The sequence below is a fragment of the Lactobacillus sp. WILCCON 0058 genome (genome assembly GCF_057198005.1).
Genome location: NZ_JBUBHM010000001.1, coordinates 2,043,346 through 2,065,402, shown reverse-complemented (window position 1 = coordinate 2,065,402; position 22,057 = coordinate 2,043,346). Strand labels below are relative to the sequence as shown.

Genomic DNA, 22,057 nt, shown 5'->3' with positions numbered 1-22,057 from the left:
GCATCAGACTTTTGTCTAAATCTTGCAAGGCATTTTCATTTTTATTGAATTTTAAAGGCTAAAGTTTCGTATGGCCGCAGGCTCAATTCAGCTGGCAGCTGGCTGAGCTCTCTTTGATAGTTGTCCAAAAGAACCTGCCCGCTCTCCCGCAGGTCGCTTGGCACGGACACAATGGTTTCTTTTCCGTAGAAGTTGTTGAAGACAGCTAACTTTTCCCCGTCCAGTTCTCTGACGTAAGCAAAAACTTGCTGGTCATCCGGGAGAATTTCCCGGAAGCCGCCAGCAGAAATCACGTCTTCCTGCTTTCTCAACGCAATCAGCTTCTGGTAGAAGGCAAAAACTTCCCCCTCAGCCAGTTCCTTTTCGACATTGATTTCGTCTTGGTGGGTCGGCATAAGCCACGGCTTAACCTGGCTGAAACCGGCGTACTTGCTGTCGTCCCAGTGCATCGGCACCCGGGAGTTGTCTCTGGACTTGGCCTTGATGATTGCAAAAGCCTCATCTTCGCTCATGCCCTTGTCCAGCAATTCTTGGTAGGCGTTCTTGCATTCCACGTCCACGTACTCGTCCATTGACTGGTAGTCCGGGTCAACCATCCCCAGTTCTTCACCTTGGTAGATGAATGGCGTTCCCCGCAAAAAGTGAGTCGTCGCCGCCAGCATTTCCGCTGACTTTTCCCGGTAGTAGACCGGGTCGCCAAAGCGGTTCAAGGCCCAAGGCTGGTCGTGGTTGTTCCAGAAGACCGCGTTCCAGCCGCCGCCTGCCGTCATCCCTGTCTGCCAGGAGCTGAGCAGGCCCTTCAGCTTCATGAAGTCAAAAGGCATCTTGGTCCACTTTTCCCCGTTCTTATAGTCGACCTTCAAGTGGTGGAAGGTGAAGACCATGGACAGTTCCTTTTCCTTAGGGTTGGTGTAGCGGATGCTGTTGGGGATGGTGGTTGAAGACATTTCCCCAACTGTAATTGAGTCCTCATCTTGGCCAAAAGTCGTCCGGTTCAGTTCCTTCAAGTAGTCGTGAACCACCGGCGTGTCGGTGTAGAGGGTCTTTTCTTCAGTTGGGTCTGTGGAGTCGACCAGGTCTTCGCTCTTGCCCGTCACGTTGATGACGTCGAAGCGGAAGCCCTTGACGCCCTTGCCCCGCCAGAAGTTGACCACGTCTTCCAGTTCCTTTCTGACTTCCGGGTTGTGCCAGTCCAGATCAGCCTGGGTTGGGTCATAGAGGTGGAGGTAGTAGAGGCCAGTGTCGCCGAACTTGGACCAGGCCGGGCCGCCGAACTTGGACTGCCAGTTGTTTGGCAGGCTGCCGTCAGGCTTGCCAGGCCGCAGGTAGAAGAACTTCTGGTATTTTTCATCCCCGGCTAAAGCCTTCTTGAACCACTCATGTTCAGTTGAGCAGTGGTTCAAGACCATGTCCAGCATGACGCCAACGCCGATGTCCGCCAGTTTGGCCTGCAGCTCTTCAAAGTCAGCCATGGTGCCAAAAAGGGGATCGATCTCCCTATAGTTGGCGATGTCATAGCCGTTGTCGTTTTGCGGGGAAACATAGAAGGGGTTGAACCAGATCATGTCCACATTCAGCTTCTTGATATAGTCGATCTTCTCGATAATGCCCCGAAGATCCCCGATTCCGTCGCCGTTAGCGTCGTAGAAGGACTTTGGGTAGATCTGGTAGATGACTTTTTGGCCTAAATTTTGCATATTTTTCTCCTATATTTTGCTGCGGCGAGCAAAGTCAATAAATCTGAAACGATTGGGATTGTGGTAAGAGGCGGTCAATTGGAAGAGGGAGGTGTCCTCTAAGTAGACCATGCTCTTAACTAAAACGGCTTTTCGGTCGGAGTCCAGCTCCAGCATCTTGGCTAATTCCTCACTCACGGTCTGCACGCTGACGTCTTTAACCGCGTAGGAAATCTTGAGACCCAGGTCATTTTCAAAGTAGTCATATAAGGAATGTTCCGCCACGGACGGGCTGATTTCCTTGACGTATTTGGTGGAGATGTAGTCCACGTCCAAAACGTCCGGCTCACCGTCAATGATTCTGAGCCGCTTGACCTTGATAAAAGGCTCTGTGTTGTCGCAGCTGAAGTCGTCGGGAACTTCTTTTACTTCTTTGATTTCCAAAAGCTTGGTCTGAGCTTTCAGCCCCAGGGATTGGTTCAGCTCGTTAAAAGTCGTGATCCTGGAAATAGGAAAACTTAAACGGGAAAAGTCGAGGACGATTGAGCCCTTGCCCTTGATCTTCTGGATTAATCCCAGGCTGGTTAAGTCTTCCAGGGATTTTCTGACCGTGTTCCGGGATGCCCCGTAGAGGTTGGCCAGTTCGTTTTCGCTGGGCAAAAAGCTCTTGGGCGGGTAGATCCCGTGCCGGATCTTGCCGGCCAGGTCTTGGGTAATCATGTCTTGCTTGGCAGTCATGTCAGTTGCCTCCAAATTCTTTTATGCCTCCATTATAGCCGGGCAGGCAGATTTTTTCAACATGTATGGACAAGATAAATTAGAAACAGAAACCGGAAACAATGCTGATGGAAAAAGGTTTTAGAAAAGTTGTTGACAACTTGTATGCACAAGTGTAAGATGGAGACAGTTAAGAGAAAGCGGTTACCCGCTAAGTTTTTGGAGAATGAATATGGCAAAGAAAGATTACAGCGCCCTGGCGAAGACGATCATCGCCAATGTAGGCGGCAAGGAGAACATCAACAGCTTGATTCACTGCATCACGCGTCTGCGTTTCTACCTTAAGGACGAAAGCAAGGCCAACGATGAAGTATTAAAGGAAACCGACAGCGTCATCGACGTAATGCACGCTTCCGGCCAGTACCAAGTGGTCATCGGCAATGCGGTTACCCAGGTTTACGACGCCGTGATGGCGGAACTGGGCGGCCTGCCAGAAGGCGGCGAAGAAACTGAGACTAAGGAAGACGACGGCAAGAACCCGGTTTCCAGAGCTTTTGGCAACTTGATCGGCTTCATCACCGGTTCCATGAGTCCGGTAGTTGGCGTTATCGCTGCTTCCGGTATCATCAAGGGGATCCTGGCCCTGTTGACTTTGCCGCAATTAGGGGCACTTTTGAACGTGAAGAGCACGGCTTACATCACGGTCAGTGCCATGGCGGACTCAGCCTTCTACTTCCTGCCAATCCTGGTTGGCTTCGCCGCTGCTAAAAAGTTGAACGGCGACCCAATCGTGGCCGCGGTAATCGGCGGGGTCCTGACTTACCCGCAACTGGTTACCTGGGGCGGACAGTACAAGACCATGTTCAGTATTGGGGGCTTTAACTTCCAGTTCCTGAACTACACCTACTCAATCTTCCCGATGATTCTGGCCGCTTGGCTGGCTAAGAAACTGGAAGACTGGCTGAAGGACCACCTGCCGGACTACCTGCAGATGATCTTTACTCCATTGATCACTATCTTGCTGGTTTCAGCAGTGACCTTGATGGTTACCGGTCCGGTGATTCAAGGCGTAGCCAACGGGATTGCCGACTTGATCAACTGGGTTGTTTCAGCATCTGGCTGGATCGGCGGCCTCTTGATCGGTGCCTTCTACCAAGTTCTGGTTATCTTCGGTCTGCACTGGGGTGTTGTACCGCTGGTTGCCCAGCAGATTGCCCAAAGTGGCCAGAGCTCACTGAACGCAATTATTTCTACTACCATGGTTTCCCAAGGTGCAGCAGTTTTGGCTGTAGCCTTGAAGACCAAGAAGAAGGGGACCAAGACTTTGGGTATCTCCGCAGCTGTTTCAGCCTTCTGCGGGGTTACGGAACCAGCTATCTACGGGATCAACCTGCGCTTTAAGAAGGTCTTCATCTCAGGTTTGATCGGGTCAGCAGTCGGTGGTTTGATTACTGGCTTGATGCACGGGACCATGTACGGCTTTACCGGTTCTTTGATCGGTTTCTCATCCTTCTTCAACCCGAAGAATCCAAGCGACTTGACCAGCTTCTACGCCTTCCTTCTGTCCAGCGCGGCAGCTTTGGTAATTTCCTTCATCGTGGCCTGGGTTTGGGGCTACAATGATGAAATGGTTGCCGGCAAGAAGGTTGAAAAGAAGCAGCGGCCAGGCAGCGAAGCCAAGCAAAAGGGCGAAACTTTGACTGCTCCGGTAGCTGGTAAGGTGATTGCCTTGTCAAGCGTTAACGACCCAGTTTTTTCAACTGGTGCCATGGGCGAAGGCTTCGCGGTAGTGCCAACTGAGGGCGTGGTTAAGGCTCCGGTTGACGGTGAAGTAGCAGCCTTGTTTGAAACTGGCCATGCGATTGGCTTGAAGACTACGGCCGGCGCGGAAGTGCTGATCCACATCGGGATCGACACGGTTATGCTTAAGGGCAAGGGCTTTAACGTCAAGGTTGCACAAGGTGACCTGGTTAAGGCCGGGCAGACTCTGATCGAGTTTGACCTGGACGGCATCAAGGAAGCCGGCTACGACCCAACGGTCATGACGGTAGTCACTGACAAGCACGGCGTGGACGTTAAGCTGCCAAGCGTTGAATAATTTGCAGAGAAAAAAGACGTCATCCCTCGATTTGGGGATGGCGTCTTTTGCGCTTATTTAGCTTTCTTCTTCGCTGCAGATAGCGATGACCCGCATCTTGTAGCCAAAGGTGTGGTCTTCGGTAACCTTTTCGCCGGTGTGGTCAGTGATGACCGCGTCGATGTGGCCGCCTTCAGCAACGAACTTGTCGATTTGCTCTTTAACTTGGGCAAAAGTGCCTTCAAATTGCTTGGTGAATTGCATAGCATTATCCTCCTCTTTCGTAGTTTATTTAATTTTACCTCTAAAAAAAGGAAAAATGCTTACTGCTTATAAATTAATATGGAAAATCTTCTGGCCAGTTTTTGCTTAAAAGGTCCAAGAGAGGGGTGACCATCTTCTTTTGGTCCTTGCGGTAGACGGCGTAGAAGTCAAGCCGGTTCTTCGGGTCAGCAATTCTGACCGGAACCCGGTTGCCAAGTTCTGGGTAGTCAGGGTTGGACAGGTTGGACCGGAAGACGGGCAGCTGGGAGTATTTGGTTAATTCGGTGAGGGAATCCACATCATCCTGGTAGATGAAGTGAGGATGAGGGATGGCCTTTTCCTTGATCTGCTTCCAAGGGCCGATATCCTGCAAGACGATAAAGCTGACCCCGGCAAGCTCCTGGAAGGTAACTGAGCCCTTCTTGGCTAAGTCGCTATCCTTGTCGCACATGAGAAAAAGCTGCTCATAACCGATATAGCGGGACTCACAAAGGTCGGTCTGGTATTCACGGCTGCTGAAAACCATCTGGTAGCGGTAGCTTTCAACTGCCGGCAGAAGCTCGTTTTCTTCAAGCAGCTTCTGGTCCAGCTCAACTTTGACCGGTAGCTTGTTTTCGATCCGCTCACTGAGCAGCAAGGGGCCAGGGGCGTCTGAACCGACTAGGAAACGGGTTTGGCCTTTAGCGAAGTTCTGGACTTTTTCCAGCATGCTGCTCTCCATGGCGAGCAAACGGGCGGCTTCTTTAGCGGCGAGTTGGCCAGTGGTGTTCAGAGTGATTTTGTTGTTGCCGGATCGGTTGAAAAGGGCGACGTCCATCTCTTGTTCCAGCTTCTGCATCCCCCGCGTCACCGTCGGCTGGGTCAAGTGCAGCTCTTCAGCTGCCCCGCTGAGGGTCCCGCTTTCGGCAAAGGCAACTAATTCTTCAAGTAGTCGTGGATCGATCATTATTTTTACCTCACTATGTTCTAGACGTATACTAGCATAAAAAAGCGACAATTTTCAATTTAGAACCCCCGAATCATCTTTAGGGCAGAATTGACAAGTATTTTTATCGCCGCAATGTAATTGCTGGCCAGCGGCATGTAGTAGAATATTGTACAGAAAGAATAGAAAGTGACTGAAAAAATGTCGAAAAAATCACTGATCATCCGGCTCTTGGTGATCCTGGCCGGCTTCATCATCCTTCTGTATCCGGTCATAAGTGACTATGTAAATACGCAAAACAGCGGCAATGCGGTCAACAGCTACGCCGGTTCCGTAAGAAAGGCGACCAAAAAGCAGCGCCAGCAGCTTTTTAAAAAGGCTAGAGCCTATAACGAGGCCTTGGCCAAAGATCCAGAAACTTTTTATCACCCAAACCTGGTCCCGGGCTACTCAAGTCAGCTTAAAGTAGCGGACACGGACGTGATGGCTATCGTTGACATTCCTAAAATCAGAGTCCATCTGCCGGTCTACCACGGGACAGCCAACAGCGTCTTGGGTGACGGGATCGGTCACTTGAAGGGGACCAGCCTGCCGATCGGGGGCAAGTCGACCCACTCGGTACTGGTGGGCCACCGGGGTCTGCCGAGCGCGACCTTGTTCACTGACCTGGATGCCATGAAGAAGGGGGACTACTTTACGGTCACCACTTTAGGCAAAAAGATCACCTACAAGGTTGATGCTATTCACGTCGTTAAGCCTAACAACGTCAAGTATTTACAGATCGTCAAAGGCAAGGACTACTGCACCCTGCTCACTTGCACGCCTTACGGGATCAACACCGAGCGGCTCTTGGTCAGAGGGGGCAGAGTAAAGAACCTGCCGGAGGATAAGAAGGGCAAGTTAGGCTTCTTCATTTCCCCGAAGAAGCTGATCTATTACGGCGCTATGGCCTTGCTCGGTCTTTTGGTCGTAGTCTGGCTGATCGCCTTGCTCCGGCGGAGCAGATAAAGAGAATAAGTTTTTTAGCAGTCCTGTTGCCGAGCAGCAGGGCTGTTTTTGTTTATACTTTCTTATACTTTTTAGGCAAAATATAACTTTTATTTTTTGTGTAGACATATAGAAATGAATCATACAATGTTCATAGGTGGAAAAAGCAGGTTAAAAACGTGCATGACTAGAAAATAAGCTGGATAATTTTATCTATTCCTAGGATAAAAGTTTAATTCTAATTTTCTTCATTTTCTTCATTTTTTAGCTTAACATCCTTCAATAATTGAGTATAATTAAGGGCAAGCAATAAAAATAATTTTGATCTCGATATAGGGAAAGGAACCGTATTATGAAGAACAACCGTTTAATGAAGAACCTTGGTAAAGCTACTGTTGCCGCTGCACTGCTTGCTACTGGCGTAAGCCCAGTTCTGGCCGCAACTGAAAACAAGACTGAAGTTAAGAGCAACAAGACTGCTGCTGAATCTTCATCAAAGAAGACCAGCTCAGTAAGCTCATCAACTTCATCAAAGAAGACCAGCTCATCTGAATCATCAAAGGCTTCAAGCTCATCAGAAGCTTCATCATCAAGCAAGAAGGCCGCCAAGAAGGCAGCAAAGAAGTCAACTAAGAAGGCCGCCAAGAAGGCAGCTAAGAAGTCAACTAAGAAGGCCGCCAAGAAGGCAGCTAAGAAGTCAACTAAGAAGACCACCAAGAATGCTGCAAAGAAGGTAGCTAAGAAGACTACCAAGAAGGCAGCTAAGGACACTAAGAAGGCAGCTAAGACTGCTAAGAAGACTACCAAGAAGGCAGCTAAGGACACTAAGAAGGCCGCTAAGACTACCAAGAAGTCAACTAAGAAGGCTGCAAAGGACACTAAGAAGGCCGCTAAGACTGCTAAGAAGACTACCAAGAAGGCAGCTAAGGACACTAAGAAGTCAACTAAGAAGGCCGCTAAGACTGCTAAGAAGTCAACCAAGAAGGCCGCTAAGAAGACTAGCGCAAAGTCAACTTCAGCATCTTCAACTAGCTCAGCTAAGTAATTAATTTGAGCAAAACTAAAGGCTCTGTCATCAATCACGATGGCAGAGCCTTTTTTTAGTCCTTATTTACTTCCGGGAAAACGTACTTTTCCATATCAGCCAGGCAATCAGCAATTGGCCGCTTGGTTGGCTTGAAGTTGATGATCACGTGGTTTAAGCCTTCCTCGCGTTGCTTGCGCCAGAACTGTCCCAGGCTCTTTGCTCCCCCGCGCAGGTAGATCTTGTTGAAGAGCTGGCATGGGGCATCCGGGTCATCCAAAAGTTCAACGAAGTTTTGGTAGCCGAAGGGATGCCAGTTGCCGTCCTCATTCAAGTCGTTCAGCTTCTTAACCACCGATGCCGTCTCATCTTCGCCAACCCCATGCCAGATCCAGACGTCTGGCTCATTGGCCAGCCAGGATAATTCCTGCCGGCAGCGGCCGATCGCGACCATTGGCATCTGGTAGCCCTCTTCAAGCTGAGGCACGACGCTCAAAGACCCGGTCAGCTTACTGTAGTAGTTGCCACTGAAGTGCAGGCGGTTGGGGTGAGTCAGGGACTTTTTGGCCAAATCCCAGCCTTCTCTGAAGATCTCGCTGCGCTCGTTCCAGTCCCGGCCAAAAGCTTTAAATTCATTTTTCCGGTCCCCGCTGACTAAACCCAACAAGAAACGGTGGTCACTGAGCCGGTCGATTGACACGGCCGCCTGGGCCACGTGAATCGGATTCCGCTCAGGCAAAATAAAGCCGGCAGACCCCAATACGATCTTGTCCGTGGTCATGGCCAGAGCCCCCAGAGTCGTGAATGGATCAAGTCCCTGGCCAACGTCGCCAAAGTATGGGTCATAAAAAGGAACGTCTCTGATCCACAAGGCGTCAAAGCCGGCTTTTTCCGCTGCCTTGGCGCAGTCAAAAAGGTCGCTGACATCTGGAATCTGGCTGTCCGGGTAGCCCTTAAAAGGCGCCATTAAGCCGAAAGTCAATTTACCCGGCTGAAAGACCTGCTTAAAGCCCGGGTGGTTGGCAAACTGCTTGGGATAGACAACCTTCTTGGCATCGCTGCCTGCTCCTTGAAAAAGGGGACTGTCGTCTTGACCCAAAATTTGCAGATTGGGAATGTTCAGCTTGTTTTCTTGTTCTTCAGCCATTTTTTCTGCCTCCGTTAATTAAGGATAAAACTGATATAAACCAAGGCGCCATAGCGCTGGTTGACAGAATACTTCATGTCGCAGAAGACGCGCAGGGTCCGGGCGTCCGCCGTCAAAATCTGGCAGTCGTCCCTAAAACGCTCTTCATCAGCTGCCGATTCAACAAAGTCGGTAAACTCCTCCTTGATCCTGTCTCTGTCGCTTGGTGAAACCAAGTTGAGCAGGGACTGGCCATAGTAGTCATAAAAGTCAGCCGACAATTCGCAGCCAAACAATTCCAGCAGACTCTTGTTGACGTAGATGACCTCTTTGGTATCCATCTGCATGACCAAAAGAGGAGTCGGGTCGCCGGCCGCCAGGGCTCTTAAACCCAGGCCCAACTGGTTTCGGTGCTTCTTCTCCGACAGGCTGGACTTGTAGCTGGCAAAATTGTTCTTGCCGGCAATTTTTACTTCGTACAAGGCAGCGTCGGCAAATTTTAGGGCTTCTTCATAGTCCTTGGCCTGGCCTGGGAATTCGCTGTAGCCGATGGAGACGGAGAAAGGAATTTCCTCCCCGTTGCTTTCTACTTCCTGCTTTAAAACAGAAAGGCCCTTGATAGCTTCCTGGTTGTCACACATCTTGCCAGGAAGTGCCACGACGAATTCATCCCCGCCGTTTCTGCCAATGATGGCATTGGGCCCAAAGCACTTTTTCAAATTCTTGGTCAGCTGGACTAAAACCGCGTCCCCGGTTTGGTGGCCAAAGACATCGTTGATTGACTTGAAATCGTCAATGTCCAGCATGATCACCGTGGTCTCTGGCTGCTTTTTAGCAGACAGGCTCGACAGCTTCCAGTCAAAGCCCTGCCGGTTGTAGGCTTGAGTCAAAGGATCTAGCGTGGCTTCTCTTTCCAGGATCCGCCCGCTGATCCGCCGGTTGATCACCCAGAGCATGAGACCCGCGATGGCAAAGTCGATGAGTATGAGGTAGCCCATGAACCAGTTCCACTTAGTGTAGCGCCAGCCAGTTGCCGGAGCGATTCTCAAGAACCAGTGGCTGTTGTCGGCAGTGGTGAAGCTGTAGCTGATCGGCTCGTGGAGATTGCCTTGCTGCATGACCTGCTTGTAGCTGGTATTTAAGGGAGAAACTTGCTTTTCCAATTCATAGCTGTAGCCGGCTGATTTAAGGTTGGCTGCGGTGGAGGAGAAGGTCTGAGGAATCTTCATCACTACGATGGCGAAGCCCCAGAACTGCTTTTTGCCGTTTTTCTTGATAAAAATCGGCGTCCGCATGACCACGCCTTTCCCGCCCTGTTTAAGGGAGATCGGCCCCTGGGTCACGGTGACCTGGTGGGCAATCCCGTAGCGGCAAAGAGGGCCGCGGATCGGGTCGGTTAAAAGGTTGATCTTGCCTGCTTCGTTTCCTTTTAAAGGATAGATCTCGGTGACTTTGCCATTAGGCGCCAGCTGTAGGTTGCTGGCTGCTTCATTTTCTTCTAAAAGGTCCTTGGCCACGGTGGAGAAATTCTGGACTTTGCCATTGCTGGCTAAAACCAGTTCCTTCAGAGTTGTTGACAGGGTCAAGGCATTCTTGATCTCACCCTTCAAGGTCCGGGAGAAACCGGCCGCCAGGGCCTGGGCCTGGTCGCGCTCGGCAGCTTTCTGCTGCTCCTGGACGTAGCTGAGCAAGCTGAGATTGAAGACGGCCAGCAAAATCAAAGTGGCCGCGATGAGCAAGTAGTCGTTTTGATTTGCTTTCCTAAGCTGTTTAAACATTGCTGAATTGCACCTTGCTTTTACTATAATATATTTTCGATTTAGTTATAACGTCACTGGCTGCGGATTTGTTCAAATTGCTAACGAATAATCCTATTGTTCAGTATACTATAGCGGAGAGTATTATTACAAATTGTTAAAATGTTATAAAACTGAGAAAGCAATTAGGAAAAAGTTGTTCGCCTTTTGAAAAAAGTGCATAAAAAATGTTTAAATTCACGAAAACTCTTGTCAAAGACTATTTTACATCATACAATAGGCTATGCAAGAGTAAGCGGTTGCTTTTAATAAACTCTTGAGTTTTTCACTTGGAGATAAATTCATAGCTGTTTTTGTTTACACTTTTTAATATGGCTATTCTCTAATGGGCGTTTCAATTGGGAAACGTCTTTTTTTGCGTTGGTAGAGGCTAATTTTTTAATAATTAGGCCGGGGGTAAAGAGAAAGTTGCCGGCTGAGTGCTATAATAGGTTAGATCAGCGGCGGCCGATTGTCTGCCGCGAATAGGAATCAACAAACTAAGTGAGGTAATAATATGGCAAAAATCGGTGTTTTGGGAGCAGGTACTTGGGGCATGGCACTGGCCCGGATGCTCAGCAACTCTGGTCATGAAGCGACCGTCTGGTCAGCCCTGCCGCAAGAAGTCGACGAACTCTCAAGAACTCGTCGCCAGAAGAACCTGCCAGGTATGGTTATTCCTGACGAAATTAAATTTACCAAGGAAATCGCAGAAGCCTGCCAAGACAAGGACATCATCCTTTTCGCCGTACCATCAGTCTTCGTCCGCTCAACTGCCAAGACTGCTGCCCCGTTTATTCCAGATGGGCAGATCATCGTTGACGTGGCTAAGGGGATCGAACCGGACACTCTCTTGACTTTGACTGAAGTCATCGCTGACGAAGTAAACAAGGATGGCAAGCATGGCAATGTCCACTACGTTGCCCTGTCTGGCCCGACCCACGCTGAAGAAGTGGCAAAGGACCTGCCAACCACCATCGTCTCCGCCTGTGAAGACCAAGACGTGGCCGAAAAGGTCCAGGACGTCTTCATGAACAAGAACATGCGGGTTTACACCAACTCTGACCGCCTGGGCGTTGAGCTCTGCGGGGCCTTGAAGAACGTGATTGCTTTGGCCAGCGGGATCTGCTCGGGACTTGGCTACGGGGACAACATGCGGGCCGCTTTGATCATCCGCGGGATGGCGGAAATCAAGCGCCTGGGCCTCAAGATGGGCGGCAAGGAAGACTCCTTTGACGGTCTGGCCGGCATGGGTGACTTGATCGTTACCGCCACCAGCAAGGAAAGCCGGAACAACAATGCCGGCTACCTGATCGGCAAGGGCAAGAGCGCTGAAGAAGCCAAGAAGGAAGTGGGCATGGTTGTTGAAGGGATCAATGCTATTCCAGCTGCCTTGGAACTGGCTGAGAAGTATGACGTGGAAATGCCAATCGTCTTTGCCGTTGATGCCGTAGTCAACCACGGTGCCGACGCCCGGGAAACCGTTGACGCCTTGATGATGCGGGAAAAGAAGTCAGAAATGACCAAGTAAAGAGATTTATGAAGAAGTTTGCGCCAAGCAGACTTCTTTTTATTTTTTCTTTTCTAAAAAAAGGTAAATCACTCTCATAAACATTTCATTTTGTCATAACTTATGCTATGCTTATGACAGGTGGTGACTTTGGATGGATAAGAACACGATTGGCAAGTATTTGAGAGACCTGCGCCGCCAGCGGGGAATGAGCCAGCGGGAGCTGGCCGTGGCCTTGGGAGTAAGCAAGCAGACGGTTTCCAATTGGGAGGTTGGCCGCAAGGTGCCGCGGATGAAGGCTGTTGAGAAGATAGCGAATGTTTTTGGCGTGTCCAGAAGCAGTATTTTAGCCGGTCTGCCGGTGGAAGTACTGGAGCAGGAAGGGCTGATTGATCGCAAGGTGGTCGACTTGACCGACCGGGATGTGCGCCTCACTTATCAAGGCCGGCAAGTGCCGCGGGAATACATTGACATTATTGAGAAGCTGATGCGCTGCGATATCGCCGAGCGCGATGCTCAGTAAGGCGGGAAGTCCCCGCCTTTTTCTTTTGCTTTGCAAAGCGTAAGCCTTTTCATGAAAAGGTAGTATAATACGCGTGGTGCTAGTTGAAGAAGTTGAGTCCATATCTCTGTAGGATGTAGCTGATATTGTAAGTTAGTACGATTATCTCGACGGTTTGTTGGAAACCGTCTGTACTTCTTGCAAGAATATTTTCAATTCCGTAGTACTTTAGTACAGAGAACACACTCTCGATCGTTCGGCGAATTGCCATTAGCTCTCTTTTGTTATGCTGCTTAGCACCTTTCATATTTTTCCGGTAAGGTGTCCACAGTATATAGCCGTTTATCTTGAGAGTATCGTGCAGCTGCTTGCCTATATAGCCTTCATCGCCTAAAATAAAGTGCCCTTCGGGATGGGTAGTGAGAATCAGCTCTTCTGCTTCTTTTGCATCGTGTATTGATGCTTGTGTGATTACATAGCCAAGAACATAACCGTCTTGAGCTACGGCAAAGTGGCCTTTAAAGCCGTAATAGTAAAACTGTTTGGTTGAGTTATAGCCAATGTTGGCAATTCCTTCAAACACTTTAGCTCTGCGGTTTCTGATTGGCTGACACAAAGGCATGGGTAGACTGTCAATGATCATGTACTGATCAGACAGATCGACTCTTGAGTTTAGTTCGTTGACGATCTGAACAGTGATGCCAAGAAGCGCTCTAGCTCTGCGATTGAAACGAGATCTGGAGAGCCCACAAAGTCCCCAACAGCGAGCAAATCTGCGCTGAGAAGATATACCTTCCTCAGCTTGCCAGACAAGTAATGCAATAATTTCGTAGTCTGGAACCTTTACCAGACTGGCATTGCGACGGTGAGTTAACCGAGATGGAGCGTACTTGTAATAAAGTTTCTTGCAGATTTTCGACAAAGTTCGAAATTCCACTTGCAAACGGTGACTATAACGTTTAATCTGTAGTTGGTTCAACATTGTAAGGACTCCTTTCTTTTTTCCAACTAGAGTCTACAATGTTGGACCTTTTTTGTTAAGAAATTGAAACTATATTTCAACTAGCACCACGCGTAGTATAATGAAAGAGTGATATTTGAAAAATAAGGGGGATAGAACGATGAAGGAGAAAAATTGGCTGACCTGGCTGACAGTCTTAGCCCTGGTCGTGGGCTTTGTCGCCATGGGGGCCAGCGTCTGGCTGAGCGCGCAAGCCGCCAAGCAGACCCAGAGAAACAGCAAGCTGGCCGGCCAGCTCTACCAGGCCAGCCGGACCAAGAGCAGTGAGGCATCAAGTCTTAAAAAGCGGCTGGACAAATTGGAGAGCGACAATTCCAGTTTGAAAAAGAAGAATTCCAGCCTGGCCAAGGAGAACGGGGCACTAAAAGAGGCCAACCAGGACCTGCCAGCAGCCAGCGCGGCGGCGGGATTAAATGTCTGGGAGACGGCAGAAAAAGGCAGCCAGCTCCAGCTGGAAATCGACAATCAGACCGGGCAGGCAGTGAGTGACCTGTTGGTTTTGGCGCTAGCGGCCAGCGGCCGGGTTACTTTAAGCAGCTTGCCCAGCTATTTCCCAGTTGGCGGGGCTAAGCCCAGCTATTTTTACCGGAAGAAAGTGGCGATTGGTGAGACCAAGGGAAGCCTGACCGGTGCTTATGCAGGCTCTGACCTGGTCTGCCTGTTTCAAGATGCCAGCGGCGTTTACTGGTTCAAGGGAAACCGGGGGCAGGTGGAAAAAATCGGCGCCCAGGCCCACTTCAAGAAATTGCTCCGCCAGATCAGCTTGAACAAGCTGGAAGAGAGTCCGCTGCCGGTTAAGAAGACGAAGACGGAAAAGAAGAAAAAGCAGACGGCTAAGAAAGCTGAAAAGCAGTCTGGCAAGAAGAAAGCAGAATAAAACAAAAGAGGGGCCCCAACTTAGTTGGGACTCCTCTTTGAATAGATGTGTAAAAGGGGTGGCATATGGCGCTTCGATGCATTTATGAATAGAAAGGAATCGGTAAAAATGCGAAAGATGTTAGAAGTGTATAGAAAGTCGCCCGATATGCCAACATGTTGTACCAAAAGTGTACAAATAAGATAAAAGAGTATGTGTGTAAAAATGCAATAAGAAAAGAGTATGATATAAAACCTTCACAGGAAAAGGTAGGTTCATCTCTCTTGCCTTTTCCTAATGCCAATATTACACAGGCCCTTGCAAAAATTCAAGAAATATGCCCTAGCGAAGTGCCCGCCGGTAGCCGGCCCTTTTGGCTTCTGTTTCGGTGCGGAAATAGACCGCGTTGGCTGAATTCATGTGGTAGCCAGCCTGGCCTGGAACGTGGTAGATCTTGGACCGGCGGTTGCCGACGATCCGGCCAGTAGTAGAAGTTTTGATCTTCTTTTTGGAAGAAGTGGATTTTTTGACAACCGTCTTTTTAGCCGCGCCGGTAACCACGCTGGTGCCGTTTGAATAGTTGAGCTTAACGCCGTCCTGGACGTTGAAGATGTAGACGTGGAAGCGGACAGCGTTAGAGCCAGTGGACTGGGCTTCCATTTCAACCCCGCGGGCTAAAAGCTCCCGGCCGCGGAAGATCGGCTTGACCCGGTAGCGGATGTAGTGGCGGCTAGAGGATTTAAGGTAGCTGGCCACCTGGTTTTCGTACTTGAGCATGCCCGGGTCGTTCAATTGCCGGGTGCCGGTGATCAGGTTTTTGGGGTTGTTGTTTTGCCCGGTCAGCTGGTAGCCGATCAAGTGGCTGCGGTTGTAGAGCCAGCCGCCGGCGATCTTCTTGTTGTGCCAGGCGGTTGGGTTCCAGTAAAGGGGCTCTCTGGCCTTGGTCGGCATAAGCCGCTTGTTCAGCATGGCATCGGCTTCCCCGGCCCGGTTTAAAGAGTCCAAGTTATGGTAGCTTTGCCAGGCGCCTTTCTCAGTTGAAAGGGCCTTTTTGGAAAAAGTTGGCCGGTTCCGGTTGACGGTGATGACTTTCTTGCCCTGGTAGTTTTGCTCAGCCAGGCTGCTGGCCTTTGCGGGGCTGGCTACAAGGAAGCTGGCTGAGGCCAGCAGGAGGGCCGTTAATTTTTGCAGTGTTTTCTTCACGGAAATTCCTCTTCTTTACAAAATCACTTTAGTGTTAGAACAAACAACTTTGACATTCTAACATGATTGGATAGAGAAAGAATAAAAAATACAAGCTGAACGGCTCGGAATGAATGAGGTTTAATTTTTTAAGAAAAATCAGAGGAAAACGGTCACGGTAAAGCGATTTACCTTTAAATAGATAAGTTAAAACGAACGTTATAAAAAATGTGAAAGAATTGTTGTAAAATAAAACCATTGCTTAGTGTGCTTGTTAGCTGGCTGAGTAAAATGTGTAAATATTCTATATTTTTAAGTAATAGATAGACTATATTTTAGAGGAAAAACTTAAGGCTATGAAAAAGGAAGATAAGAAACGCAACCTGTTCGGCAAGGATTATTTGATGCTGTCAGCAATGACCATCGGTTTACTTGCTGGCGCGGGCAAGGCACAAACCGTTAAGGCTGATACTGTTGACAAGGCAACGACTGAGGTTAAGGCGGCAACAACTACAGCCGCCACTACTGCTACTACGACTACCACCACAGCCAACAATTCTACTGCGGCTACTACTGTAGCTAATGACAATACTGCAACTGGTACTAACAATAATACTAGTACCACAAATACTGGGACAACTAGCGCAGCAACTGGCAATACCGACCAAGGTACTACTGGCACTACAACCGGCACCACAGGTTCAACTGGCACGGCCACTGGTACTCCAGATCCAACTAACCCAGGTTCAACTGGCACTACTACTGGCACCAATCCGGACACTAAGAGTACTGGGAACACGACTGACAACCCTGGTTCATCAAGTGACAATACTCAGACCCATCCCGGCTCATCAACTGGCAATACTTCTAGCGACCAGACTTCGGATTTGGGCAAGCAAAACGTCAGCGAAGACGTCTCAAACGAAAACATTGGCGAAGGCTCGGTTATTAACAGCTACCTAACCACGCAAACTGCCAAAGACAACTATGCAAAACTGAATGACACTGGCAAGAAAATCGTGGCTGCCGCTTTAAGAGAAGGCAGTACCTTGGAACTGGACAAGCTGACTGATACGCAGATTGCTGCTTTGAACAAGATGGTTCTGAACAAGACGGACGACAACCAGTATACTTTTAAGGATTATGATTCAATTACCAAAAAGATTGTCAACCGTGACAGTAGCTCCCAAATCCCGCTCTTTAATGGTGAGAAAGTTGTCAATATGCCTGGCTTGGAAAAGGTCAAGGACGCGGAGACAGGTGAAGAAGCAACCATGGATATCTGGGACTCTTGGCCAGTGCAAGACCCGGAAACTGGTTACGTACAAAACTGGAATGGCTACCAGTTGGTCGTGGCAATGATGGGGATTCCGCACAAGAGCGACAGTCACCTGTACCTGCTTTACAGCAAGTATGGTGATAACAACTTTGCTAATTGGAAAGTTGCTGGCTCAATCTTTGGCTACAACAATGACCCATCTACTGGTCAATGGTCCGGTTCTGCCATGCTTAATGAAGATGGTTCAATCCAGCTCTTTTATGCTAATGTTCTTGTTCAAGAAAGTAATAACCAAAGAGTTGCTACTGTCACCGTAAATATTGGCCAAAACGCTGACGGTGTTTACATCAAGAACACTGAAAATGACCACATACTTTTTATCGGTGATGGTACTGTTTACCAAAACTATGAACAATGGAAGAACAGCGAAAACCGTGGAGCAAACAACCCACAAATGCGTGATGGCCACGTCTTTAAGGACAGCGATGGCAGTTACTATCTCGCCTTTGAAACTGCTACTGGTGATCTCGGCGACGATCCAGAAGGAGCTGACAATCTGTACGATTGGAGCAGATACGGTGGCAACGCTGCTTACAACGTAAGTGAATTGTTCAAGTTACTCAACAGTACCGACATGTACACTAGAGCGATCGTAAGCAACAGTGCGATTGGTTTGCTCAAGCTTGACATGAGTGACCCTAAGAATCCTAAAGTAGCTACTGACGAAAATGGTAAGCAGGTTCTTTACAATCCATTGGTTAAGACTGTATTGTCAGGGGACGAAATTGAACGTCCTGACTTGGTCAAATTGAATGGCAAGTACTACCTCTTTGTCGATGCCCGGGTTAACCACGCAGCTGACACTGATTTAGCTGTTAATACCAACATCGCGGTTGGGGATAACGTCACTATGCTGGGGTTTGTTTCTGACAAGGTTGATGGGGACTATGTTCCTTTAAACGGTGATGGCTTGGTTGTAGGTGCTTCAGTACCATCTACTTGGCGGACTGCTACCTACTCATACTATGTAGTCAAGATTAATCCAGCTAACTTAAAGAGTGATAAGATTACGGTCAATGGCGTAACTTATGACAAGGACTACTTCGTCAACCACGTTGTTTTGGTCAACTCCTACATGGGTAACCGGGGTGAAGTCGCTGGCAAGGGGCTCAACTCGACTCTTGGGCCAAGCTTCTTGGTTTTGATCGATGGCGACAAGACAACAGTTTTGGCCAACTCGGTTACTGACCAAGGTGTTTGGGATTGGAACGAAAACAGTCCTAAGCCTGAACTGGCAGCCGCATCTTTAAAGGAAGCCAAGCGGTCAACTGACAGCTTCAGCTTCCAAGTCAACAAGGACGGCTACTGGTACCTGTATAACGACTCAACCGACGACGGTTCAATCAAGATGCAAACTGGCTTCCAATATCTGGCAAGTCAAAACAAGACGGTTTACTATGACCCATCAACTGGCCACATGCTCTACGGCCTGCAGAAGATTGATGGTAAGACTTACTACTTTACTCCAGGTTCAGGTGCAAGATTTGGCGGCCAAATTAAGCTTGACGGCTACTGGTACCTCTTCAGCAAGGAAGACGGCGTAATGCAGACTGGCTTCCAGTACATCGCCAGCCAAAACAAGACTGTTTACTACGACCCAGCTACTGGTCACATGCTGTACGGTCTGCAAAAGATCAATGGCAAGACTTACTACTTCGCTCCAGGTTCAGGCGCAAGAGTTACTGGCCAAATTAAGATCAACGGCAAGTGGTACATGTTTGACAAGAAGACCGGCGTGATGCAAACTGGCTTCCAGTACATCGCCAGCCAAAAGAAGACTGTCTACTACAGTCCTAAGACCGGCCAAATGCTGTATGGCCTGCAGAAGATCAACGGCAAGTGGTACATGTTTGACAAGCAGTCAGGTGCTAAGATCAGCTACCAGAAGGTTGGTACTTACATCCGTTTGAAGCACAACGCTGCACTTTACTCAGCTAAGGGCAAGCGTACTAAGACCAAGACCTACAAGAAGGGCCTGTACACTAAGTCTGTCGGCATCCGAATTATCAAGGGCAAGGTTTACTACAAGCTCAGCAACGGCAAGTATATCAAGGCTGGCAACATTACTGTCGGCAAGAAGCGTACTCTTAAGAAGAATGCCTACATCTATGTTAAGAAGGGCAAGAAGGTTAAGGCACTCAAGGGCTTGCAAAAGAAGGGGAGCACTAAGTACACTTACGGCTCAGTAGTCATCTTCCAAGGCAAGAAGTTCTACGCTGTAGCTAGCGGCAAGTACATCAAGTCCGCAAACTTCTAATATTAAACAAAAAATCCCGCATCAGCGGGATTTTTTCTTTGACCAAGATGTGAAAATACTCTTCAAAAAAGATAAAAAAATTGTCGGCAGCATCCATTTGATTCAAGTTTAACTATAATGAAGATAATGATTTTTATCTCAAAAGAATAGGATACTGGTGAAAATATTGAAAAATGACAAGGATATAAATACCAGAGTCGGCAAGCGAAAGAAGAATGGTAAAATCAAGCGCATCTTCTGGAGCGTTCTGGGCGTTCTCCTGGTAGGGATCGGTTGTTTTGCCTACTACGAGTACCATACGGTGAAGAACGCGGCAGATTCAGCTTACAAGTCCGGCGGGATCAGCAGTGCTGAAAATGGGAGCAAGAATTCCGTTATCAGCAGCTCCAAGCCGATCGCGATCCTCTTGATGGGGACAGACACCGGGGCTTTGGGCAGAACCTACAAGGGGCGGACTGACTCAATCATGGTCGCGGTCATCAACCCCAAGACCAAGAAGACGACTTTGGTCAGCTTTGAAAGAGACCAACAGGTCAATCTGCCTGACTATCCGGACAAGTCGCCTTCCAAGTTGAATGCGGCCTATGCTTACGGCAATGCCAAGGAATTGGCCAAGGTCTTGAAGAAGTACTACAATATTCCAATTAATGCCTACGTTTTGATTAACATGGGCGGGCTTAAGACCATTGTCAACAAGGTCGGCGGGATCGATATTGCTCCGGTGCTGTCTTTCAGCTATGAAGGCTACACCTTTACCAAGGGCAAAACGACCCACATGAACGGGGCCAAGGCTTTGGCATACTCACGTATGCGCTATGACGACCCGCAAGGTGACTACGGTCGGCAAAAGCGGCAGCGGCAAGTATTGTCTGCCCTTTTGAAGAAGGCGGAAAGCGCGACGACCTTGCTCAATTCCAGTTTTATCTCATCATTGTCCAAGCAGGTGCAGACTGACTTGACCTTCAGCGATATGACCGCTTTGGCCAAAAACTATGTTTCCGCCACGAAGAACTTGAAGACCGACTACACCCACGGGACGGGCTACATGCAGGATGGCGTTTCTTACCAGAAGATTTCTGTTTCAGAGCGGCAGAGAATCAGTAACTTGATCAGAAAGGCCCTAGGCCTAAAGACTAAGCAGGTGAAGACTGATTCAATCGACACTTCAACCAGCTCAAGCAGCACGACCACTTCAAGCAGCTCAGCCGGCACAACCGGCTCCGCCCCTGGCAACAATGCTGGTCCAGGCACAAATGCTGGCAGCAATTACAATGCCGGCGCTGGCACGCCGGGCGGCTCAAATGGGCCAGGCCAAAATACTGACGCGGGTTATTAAAACAAGAAACAAAGGAGTCAAACGGTCCAGTTTGACTCCTTTTTGCGTGCTCTCTTTATTTACCCGGGCTAAATACCTAAAAGGTCTGGTAAAATTAAAGTGTTAGACAATAATTTTCTGAATTTTTAAAGAAAAACAGAAGAAAGTGATTTAATTGGTGCAGACGCCGCGTTTTTATATATAATGAAACTATTGCATCAATTCTAAAGATTGGACATATGGTGAAAAGCTGTGAATGAGAAAAAGATAAATTCAAGAACAGAACAGCGCAAGAAGCGCAACAAGTTTTGGCGGATCTTCTGGTCTGTCATTGGGGTAATCGTAATTGGTCTGGCTGGCTTTGCCTGGTATGAATACAGCTCAGTCAAGAACGCGGCCAACACTGCTTACAGATCCGGCGGGATCAGCAGTGCCGAAAACGGGAGCAAGAACGATGTCATCAGCAACAAGAAGCCGCTGGCAGTCCTCTTGATGGGGACTGACACCGGGGCCTTGGGCAGAACCTACAAGGGCCGGACCGACTCCATCATGGTCGCGGTCCTCAACCCCAAGACCAAGAAGACTACCTTGGTCAGCTTTGAACGCGACATCCAAGTCAACCTGCCAGATTATCCGGAATACTCACCGTCTAAGCTGAACGCGGCTTACGCTTATGGCAATGCCGGTGAATTGGCCAAGGTGCTGAAGAAGTACTTCAACATCCCAATCAATGCCTACGTTCTGGTCAACATGGGCGGGCTTAAGACCATCGTCAACAAGGTTGGCGGGGTCGACATTTCACCAGTCTTGAGCTTCAGCTATGAAGGCTATACCTTCACCAAGGGCCAGAAGACCCATATGGACGGGGCCAAGGCTCTGGCATACAGCCGGATGCGCTATGACGCCCCAGAAGGCGACTACGGCCGCCAGAAGCGGCAGCGGCAAGTGCTGCAGGCTCTGGTCAAGAAGGCGGAATCCGCCCAAACCTTGCTGAATACGAGTTTTGTTTCATCATTGTCCAAGCAGGTTCAAACCGACTTGACTTTCAGTGATTTGACTTCCCTGGCCAGCTCATACCTGCCAGCCACGAAGAATGTCGTAACTGACTACACTCACGGGACTGGCTTCATGGAAGACGGTGTCTCATACCAGAAGGTATCTACGGCTGAGCGTCAGAGAATCAGCAATTTGATCAGAAAGGCCATGGGCCTTAAAACCAAGACGGTTCAGTAATCGAGAATAATTTAGAAAATGCTGGGTGCAAACATCCAGCATTTTTTGCTTATAGCGGCGATCTGCGATTGGTGATGCACAATCCAGGTCAAAAATGTTATACTTGAATACAATGCGGTTAATAGTGTCTTTGACTGATACGCTTAAGCTGAATGATTCTTATAAGCAAAGTAGAACCGCTGAAATATTTTAGTTGTTAACTTAAACTTCCCACACCAAAAAGAACTATGAAGCCTTGAAAACTCAATAG

17 protein-coding genes are annotated in these 22,057 nt (G+C 48.8%); 9 read left to right on the top strand and 8 right to left on the bottom strand.

All coding sequences use genetic code 11. The features are described 5' to 3' along the window. Positions 1-41 precede the first annotated feature (41 nt). Positions 42-1,697, bottom strand: a complete 1,656-nt coding sequence (gene treC / locus ACYVUU_RS09595; RefSeq protein WP_484500751.1) for an alpha,alpha-phosphotrehalase — start codon at positions 1,695-1,697, stop codon at positions 42-44. A 9-nt stretch (positions 1,698-1,706) separates the two neighbouring features. Further along, positions 1,707-2,414 (bottom strand): trehalose operon repressor, encoded by a 708-nt coding sequence (treR, locus tag ACYVUU_RS09590; protein WP_484500750.1) that lies wholly within the window; start codon positions 2,412-2,414, stop codon positions 1,707-1,709. A 211-nt stretch (positions 2,415-2,625) separates the two neighbouring features. On the opposite strand from treR, the gene ACYVUU_RS09585 reads away from it, so the two are divergent. Next, positions 2,626-4,491 (top strand): beta-glucoside-specific PTS transporter subunit IIABC, encoded by a 1,866-nt coding sequence (locus ACYVUU_RS09585; RefSeq protein ID WP_484500749.1) that lies wholly within the window; start codon positions 2,626-2,628, stop codon positions 4,489-4,491. Between the two features lie 57 nt (positions 4,492-4,548). Here the strand turns inward: ACYVUU_RS09585 and ACYVUU_RS09580 are convergent, their stop codons facing one another. Both ACYVUU_RS09580 and ACYVUU_RS09575 read right to left on the bottom strand, forming a co-directional pair. Continuing rightward, the gene (locus tag ACYVUU_RS09580) at positions 4,549-4,734 is read right to left on the bottom strand and encodes a hypothetical protein (protein ID WP_002879841.1); all 186 of its coding nucleotides are present in this window, start codon (positions 4,732-4,734) and stop codon (positions 4,549-4,551) included. Positions 4,735-4,807: 73 nt separating this feature from the next. Further along, positions 4,808-5,680, bottom strand: coding sequence for a LysR family transcriptional regulator (locus ACYVUU_RS09575; RefSeq protein WP_484500748.1), 873 nt, complete (start codon positions 5,678-5,680; stop codon positions 4,808-4,810). Positions 5,681-5,848: 168 nt separating this feature from the next. On the opposite strand from ACYVUU_RS09575, the gene ACYVUU_RS09570 reads away from it, so the two are divergent. Beyond that, positions 5,849-6,667, top strand: coding sequence for a class C sortase (locus ACYVUU_RS09570; protein WP_484500747.1), 819 nt, complete (start codon positions 5,849-5,851; stop codon positions 6,665-6,667). A 331-nt stretch (positions 6,668-6,998) separates the two neighbouring features. After that, positions 6,999-7,691 carry a hypothetical protein gene (locus ACYVUU_RS09565; RefSeq protein ID WP_484500746.1) on the top strand — a complete coding sequence of 231 codons (693 nt, stop codon included), beginning with the start codon at positions 6,999-7,001 and terminating at the stop codon, positions 7,689-7,691. Between the two features lie 55 nt (positions 7,692-7,746). Here ACYVUU_RS09565 and ACYVUU_RS09560 read toward each other — a convergent pair whose 3' ends face one another. After that, on the bottom strand, positions 7,747-8,817 hold the full coding sequence (locus tag ACYVUU_RS09560) for an LLM class flavin-dependent oxidoreductase (protein ID WP_439774737.1): 1,071 nt from the start codon (positions 8,815-8,817) through the stop codon (positions 7,747-7,749). A gap of 14 nt (positions 8,818-8,831) precedes the next feature. Then, positions 8,832-10,574 carry a diguanylate cyclase domain-containing protein gene (locus tag ACYVUU_RS09555; RefSeq protein ID WP_484500745.1) on the bottom strand — a complete coding sequence of 581 codons (1,743 nt, stop codon included), beginning with the start codon at positions 10,572-10,574 and terminating at the stop codon, positions 8,832-8,834. A 535-nt stretch (positions 10,575-11,109) separates the two neighbouring features. Between ACYVUU_RS09555 and ACYVUU_RS09550 the strand changes: the two genes are divergently transcribed. Together ACYVUU_RS09550 and ACYVUU_RS09545 are read left to right on the top strand one after the other, a co-directional pair. Beyond that, the gene (locus tag ACYVUU_RS09550; RefSeq protein WP_484500744.1) at positions 11,110-12,123 is read left to right on the top strand and encodes an NAD(P)H-dependent glycerol-3-phosphate dehydrogenase; all 1,014 of its coding nucleotides are present in this window, start codon (positions 11,110-11,112) and stop codon (positions 12,121-12,123) included. 133 nt (positions 12,124-12,256) lie between these two features. Further along, positions 12,257-12,625 (top strand): helix-turn-helix domain-containing protein, encoded by a 369-nt coding sequence (locus ACYVUU_RS09545; protein WP_439774734.1) that lies wholly within the window; start codon positions 12,257-12,259, stop codon positions 12,623-12,625. Between the two features lie 79 nt (positions 12,626-12,704). Here the strand turns inward: ACYVUU_RS09545 and ACYVUU_RS09540 are convergent, their stop codons facing one another. Next, a complete protein-coding gene (locus tag ACYVUU_RS09540) occupies positions 12,705-13,583 on the bottom strand; it encodes an IS982 family transposase (protein ID WP_484499368.1) in 879 nt (292 codons plus the stop codon). 142 nt (positions 13,584-13,725) lie between these two features. On the opposite strand from ACYVUU_RS09540, the gene ACYVUU_RS09535 reads away from it, so the two are divergent. Further along, complete coding sequence (locus ACYVUU_RS09535) at positions 13,726-14,502, top strand: hypothetical protein (protein WP_484500743.1); 777 nt, start codon at positions 13,726-13,728, stop codon at positions 14,500-14,502. A gap of 321 nt (positions 14,503-14,823) precedes the next feature. Here the strand turns inward: ACYVUU_RS09535 and ACYVUU_RS09530 are convergent, their stop codons facing one another. Next, the gene (locus tag ACYVUU_RS09530) at positions 14,824-15,684 is read right to left on the bottom strand and encodes a DNA/RNA non-specific endonuclease (RefSeq protein ID WP_484498915.1); all 861 of its coding nucleotides are present in this window, start codon (positions 15,682-15,684) and stop codon (positions 14,824-14,826) included. Positions 15,685-16,019: 335 nt separating this feature from the next. Between ACYVUU_RS09530 and ACYVUU_RS09525 the strand changes: the two genes are divergently transcribed. From ACYVUU_RS09525 to ACYVUU_RS09515, 3 genes are all read left to right on the top strand, one after another. Continuing rightward, the gene (locus tag ACYVUU_RS09525; protein WP_439775487.1) at positions 16,020-19,259 is read left to right on the top strand and encodes a glycoside hydrolase family 68 protein; all 3,240 of its coding nucleotides are present in this window, start codon (positions 16,020-16,022) and stop codon (positions 19,257-19,259) included. A gap of 157 nt (positions 19,260-19,416) precedes the next feature. Further along, positions 19,417-20,595, top strand: a complete 1,179-nt coding sequence (locus ACYVUU_RS09520; RefSeq protein ID WP_484500742.1) for an LCP family protein — start codon at positions 19,417-19,419, stop codon at positions 20,593-20,595. A 231-nt stretch (positions 20,596-20,826) separates the two neighbouring features. After that, positions 20,827-21,807 (top strand): LCP family protein, encoded by a 981-nt coding sequence (locus ACYVUU_RS09515; protein WP_484500741.1) that lies wholly within the window; start codon positions 20,827-20,829, stop codon positions 21,805-21,807. Positions 21,808-22,057: the final 250 nt, after the last annotated feature.

Coding starts and splice junctions, on each gene's coding strand:
- treC (WP_484500751.1), bottom strand. CDS start 1,697: ATGCAAAATTTAGGCCAAAAAGTCATCTACCAGATCTACCCAAAGTCC.
- ACYVUU_RS09575 (WP_484500748.1), bottom strand. CDS start 5,680: ATGATCGATCCACGACTACTTGAAGAATTAGTTGCCTTTGCCGAAAGC.
- ACYVUU_RS09555 (WP_484500745.1), bottom strand. CDS start 10,574: ATGTTTAAACAGCTTAGGAAAGCAAATCAAAACGACTACTTGCTCATC.
- ACYVUU_RS09565 (WP_484500746.1), top strand. CDS start 6,999: ATGAAGAACAACCGTTTAATGAAGAACCTTGGTAAAGCTACTGTTGCC.
- ACYVUU_RS09580 (WP_002879841.1), bottom strand. CDS start 4,734: ATGCAATTCACCAAGCAATTTGAAGGCACTTTTGCCCAAGTTAAAGAG.
- ACYVUU_RS09535 (WP_484500743.1), top strand. CDS start 13,726: ATGAAGGAGAAAAATTGGCTGACCTGGCTGACAGTCTTAGCCCTGGTC.
- ACYVUU_RS09525 (WP_439775487.1), top strand. CDS start 16,020: ATGAAAAAGGAAGATAAGAAACGCAACCTGTTCGGCAAGGATTATTTG.
- ACYVUU_RS09560 (WP_439774737.1), bottom strand. CDS start 8,817: ATGGCTGAAGAACAAGAAAACAAGCTGAACATTCCCAATCTGCAAATT.
- ACYVUU_RS09545 (WP_439774734.1), top strand. CDS start 12,257: ATGGATAAGAACACGATTGGCAAGTATTTGAGAGACCTGCGCCGCCAG.
- ACYVUU_RS09550 (WP_484500744.1), top strand. CDS start 11,110: ATGGCAAAAATCGGTGTTTTGGGAGCAGGTACTTGGGGCATGGCACTG.
- ACYVUU_RS09585 (WP_484500749.1), top strand. CDS start 2,626: ATGGCAAAGAAAGATTACAGCGCCCTGGCGAAGACGATCATCGCCAAT.
- treR (WP_484500750.1), bottom strand. CDS start 2,414: ATGACTGCCAAGCAAGACATGATTACCCAAGACCTGGCCGGCAAGATC.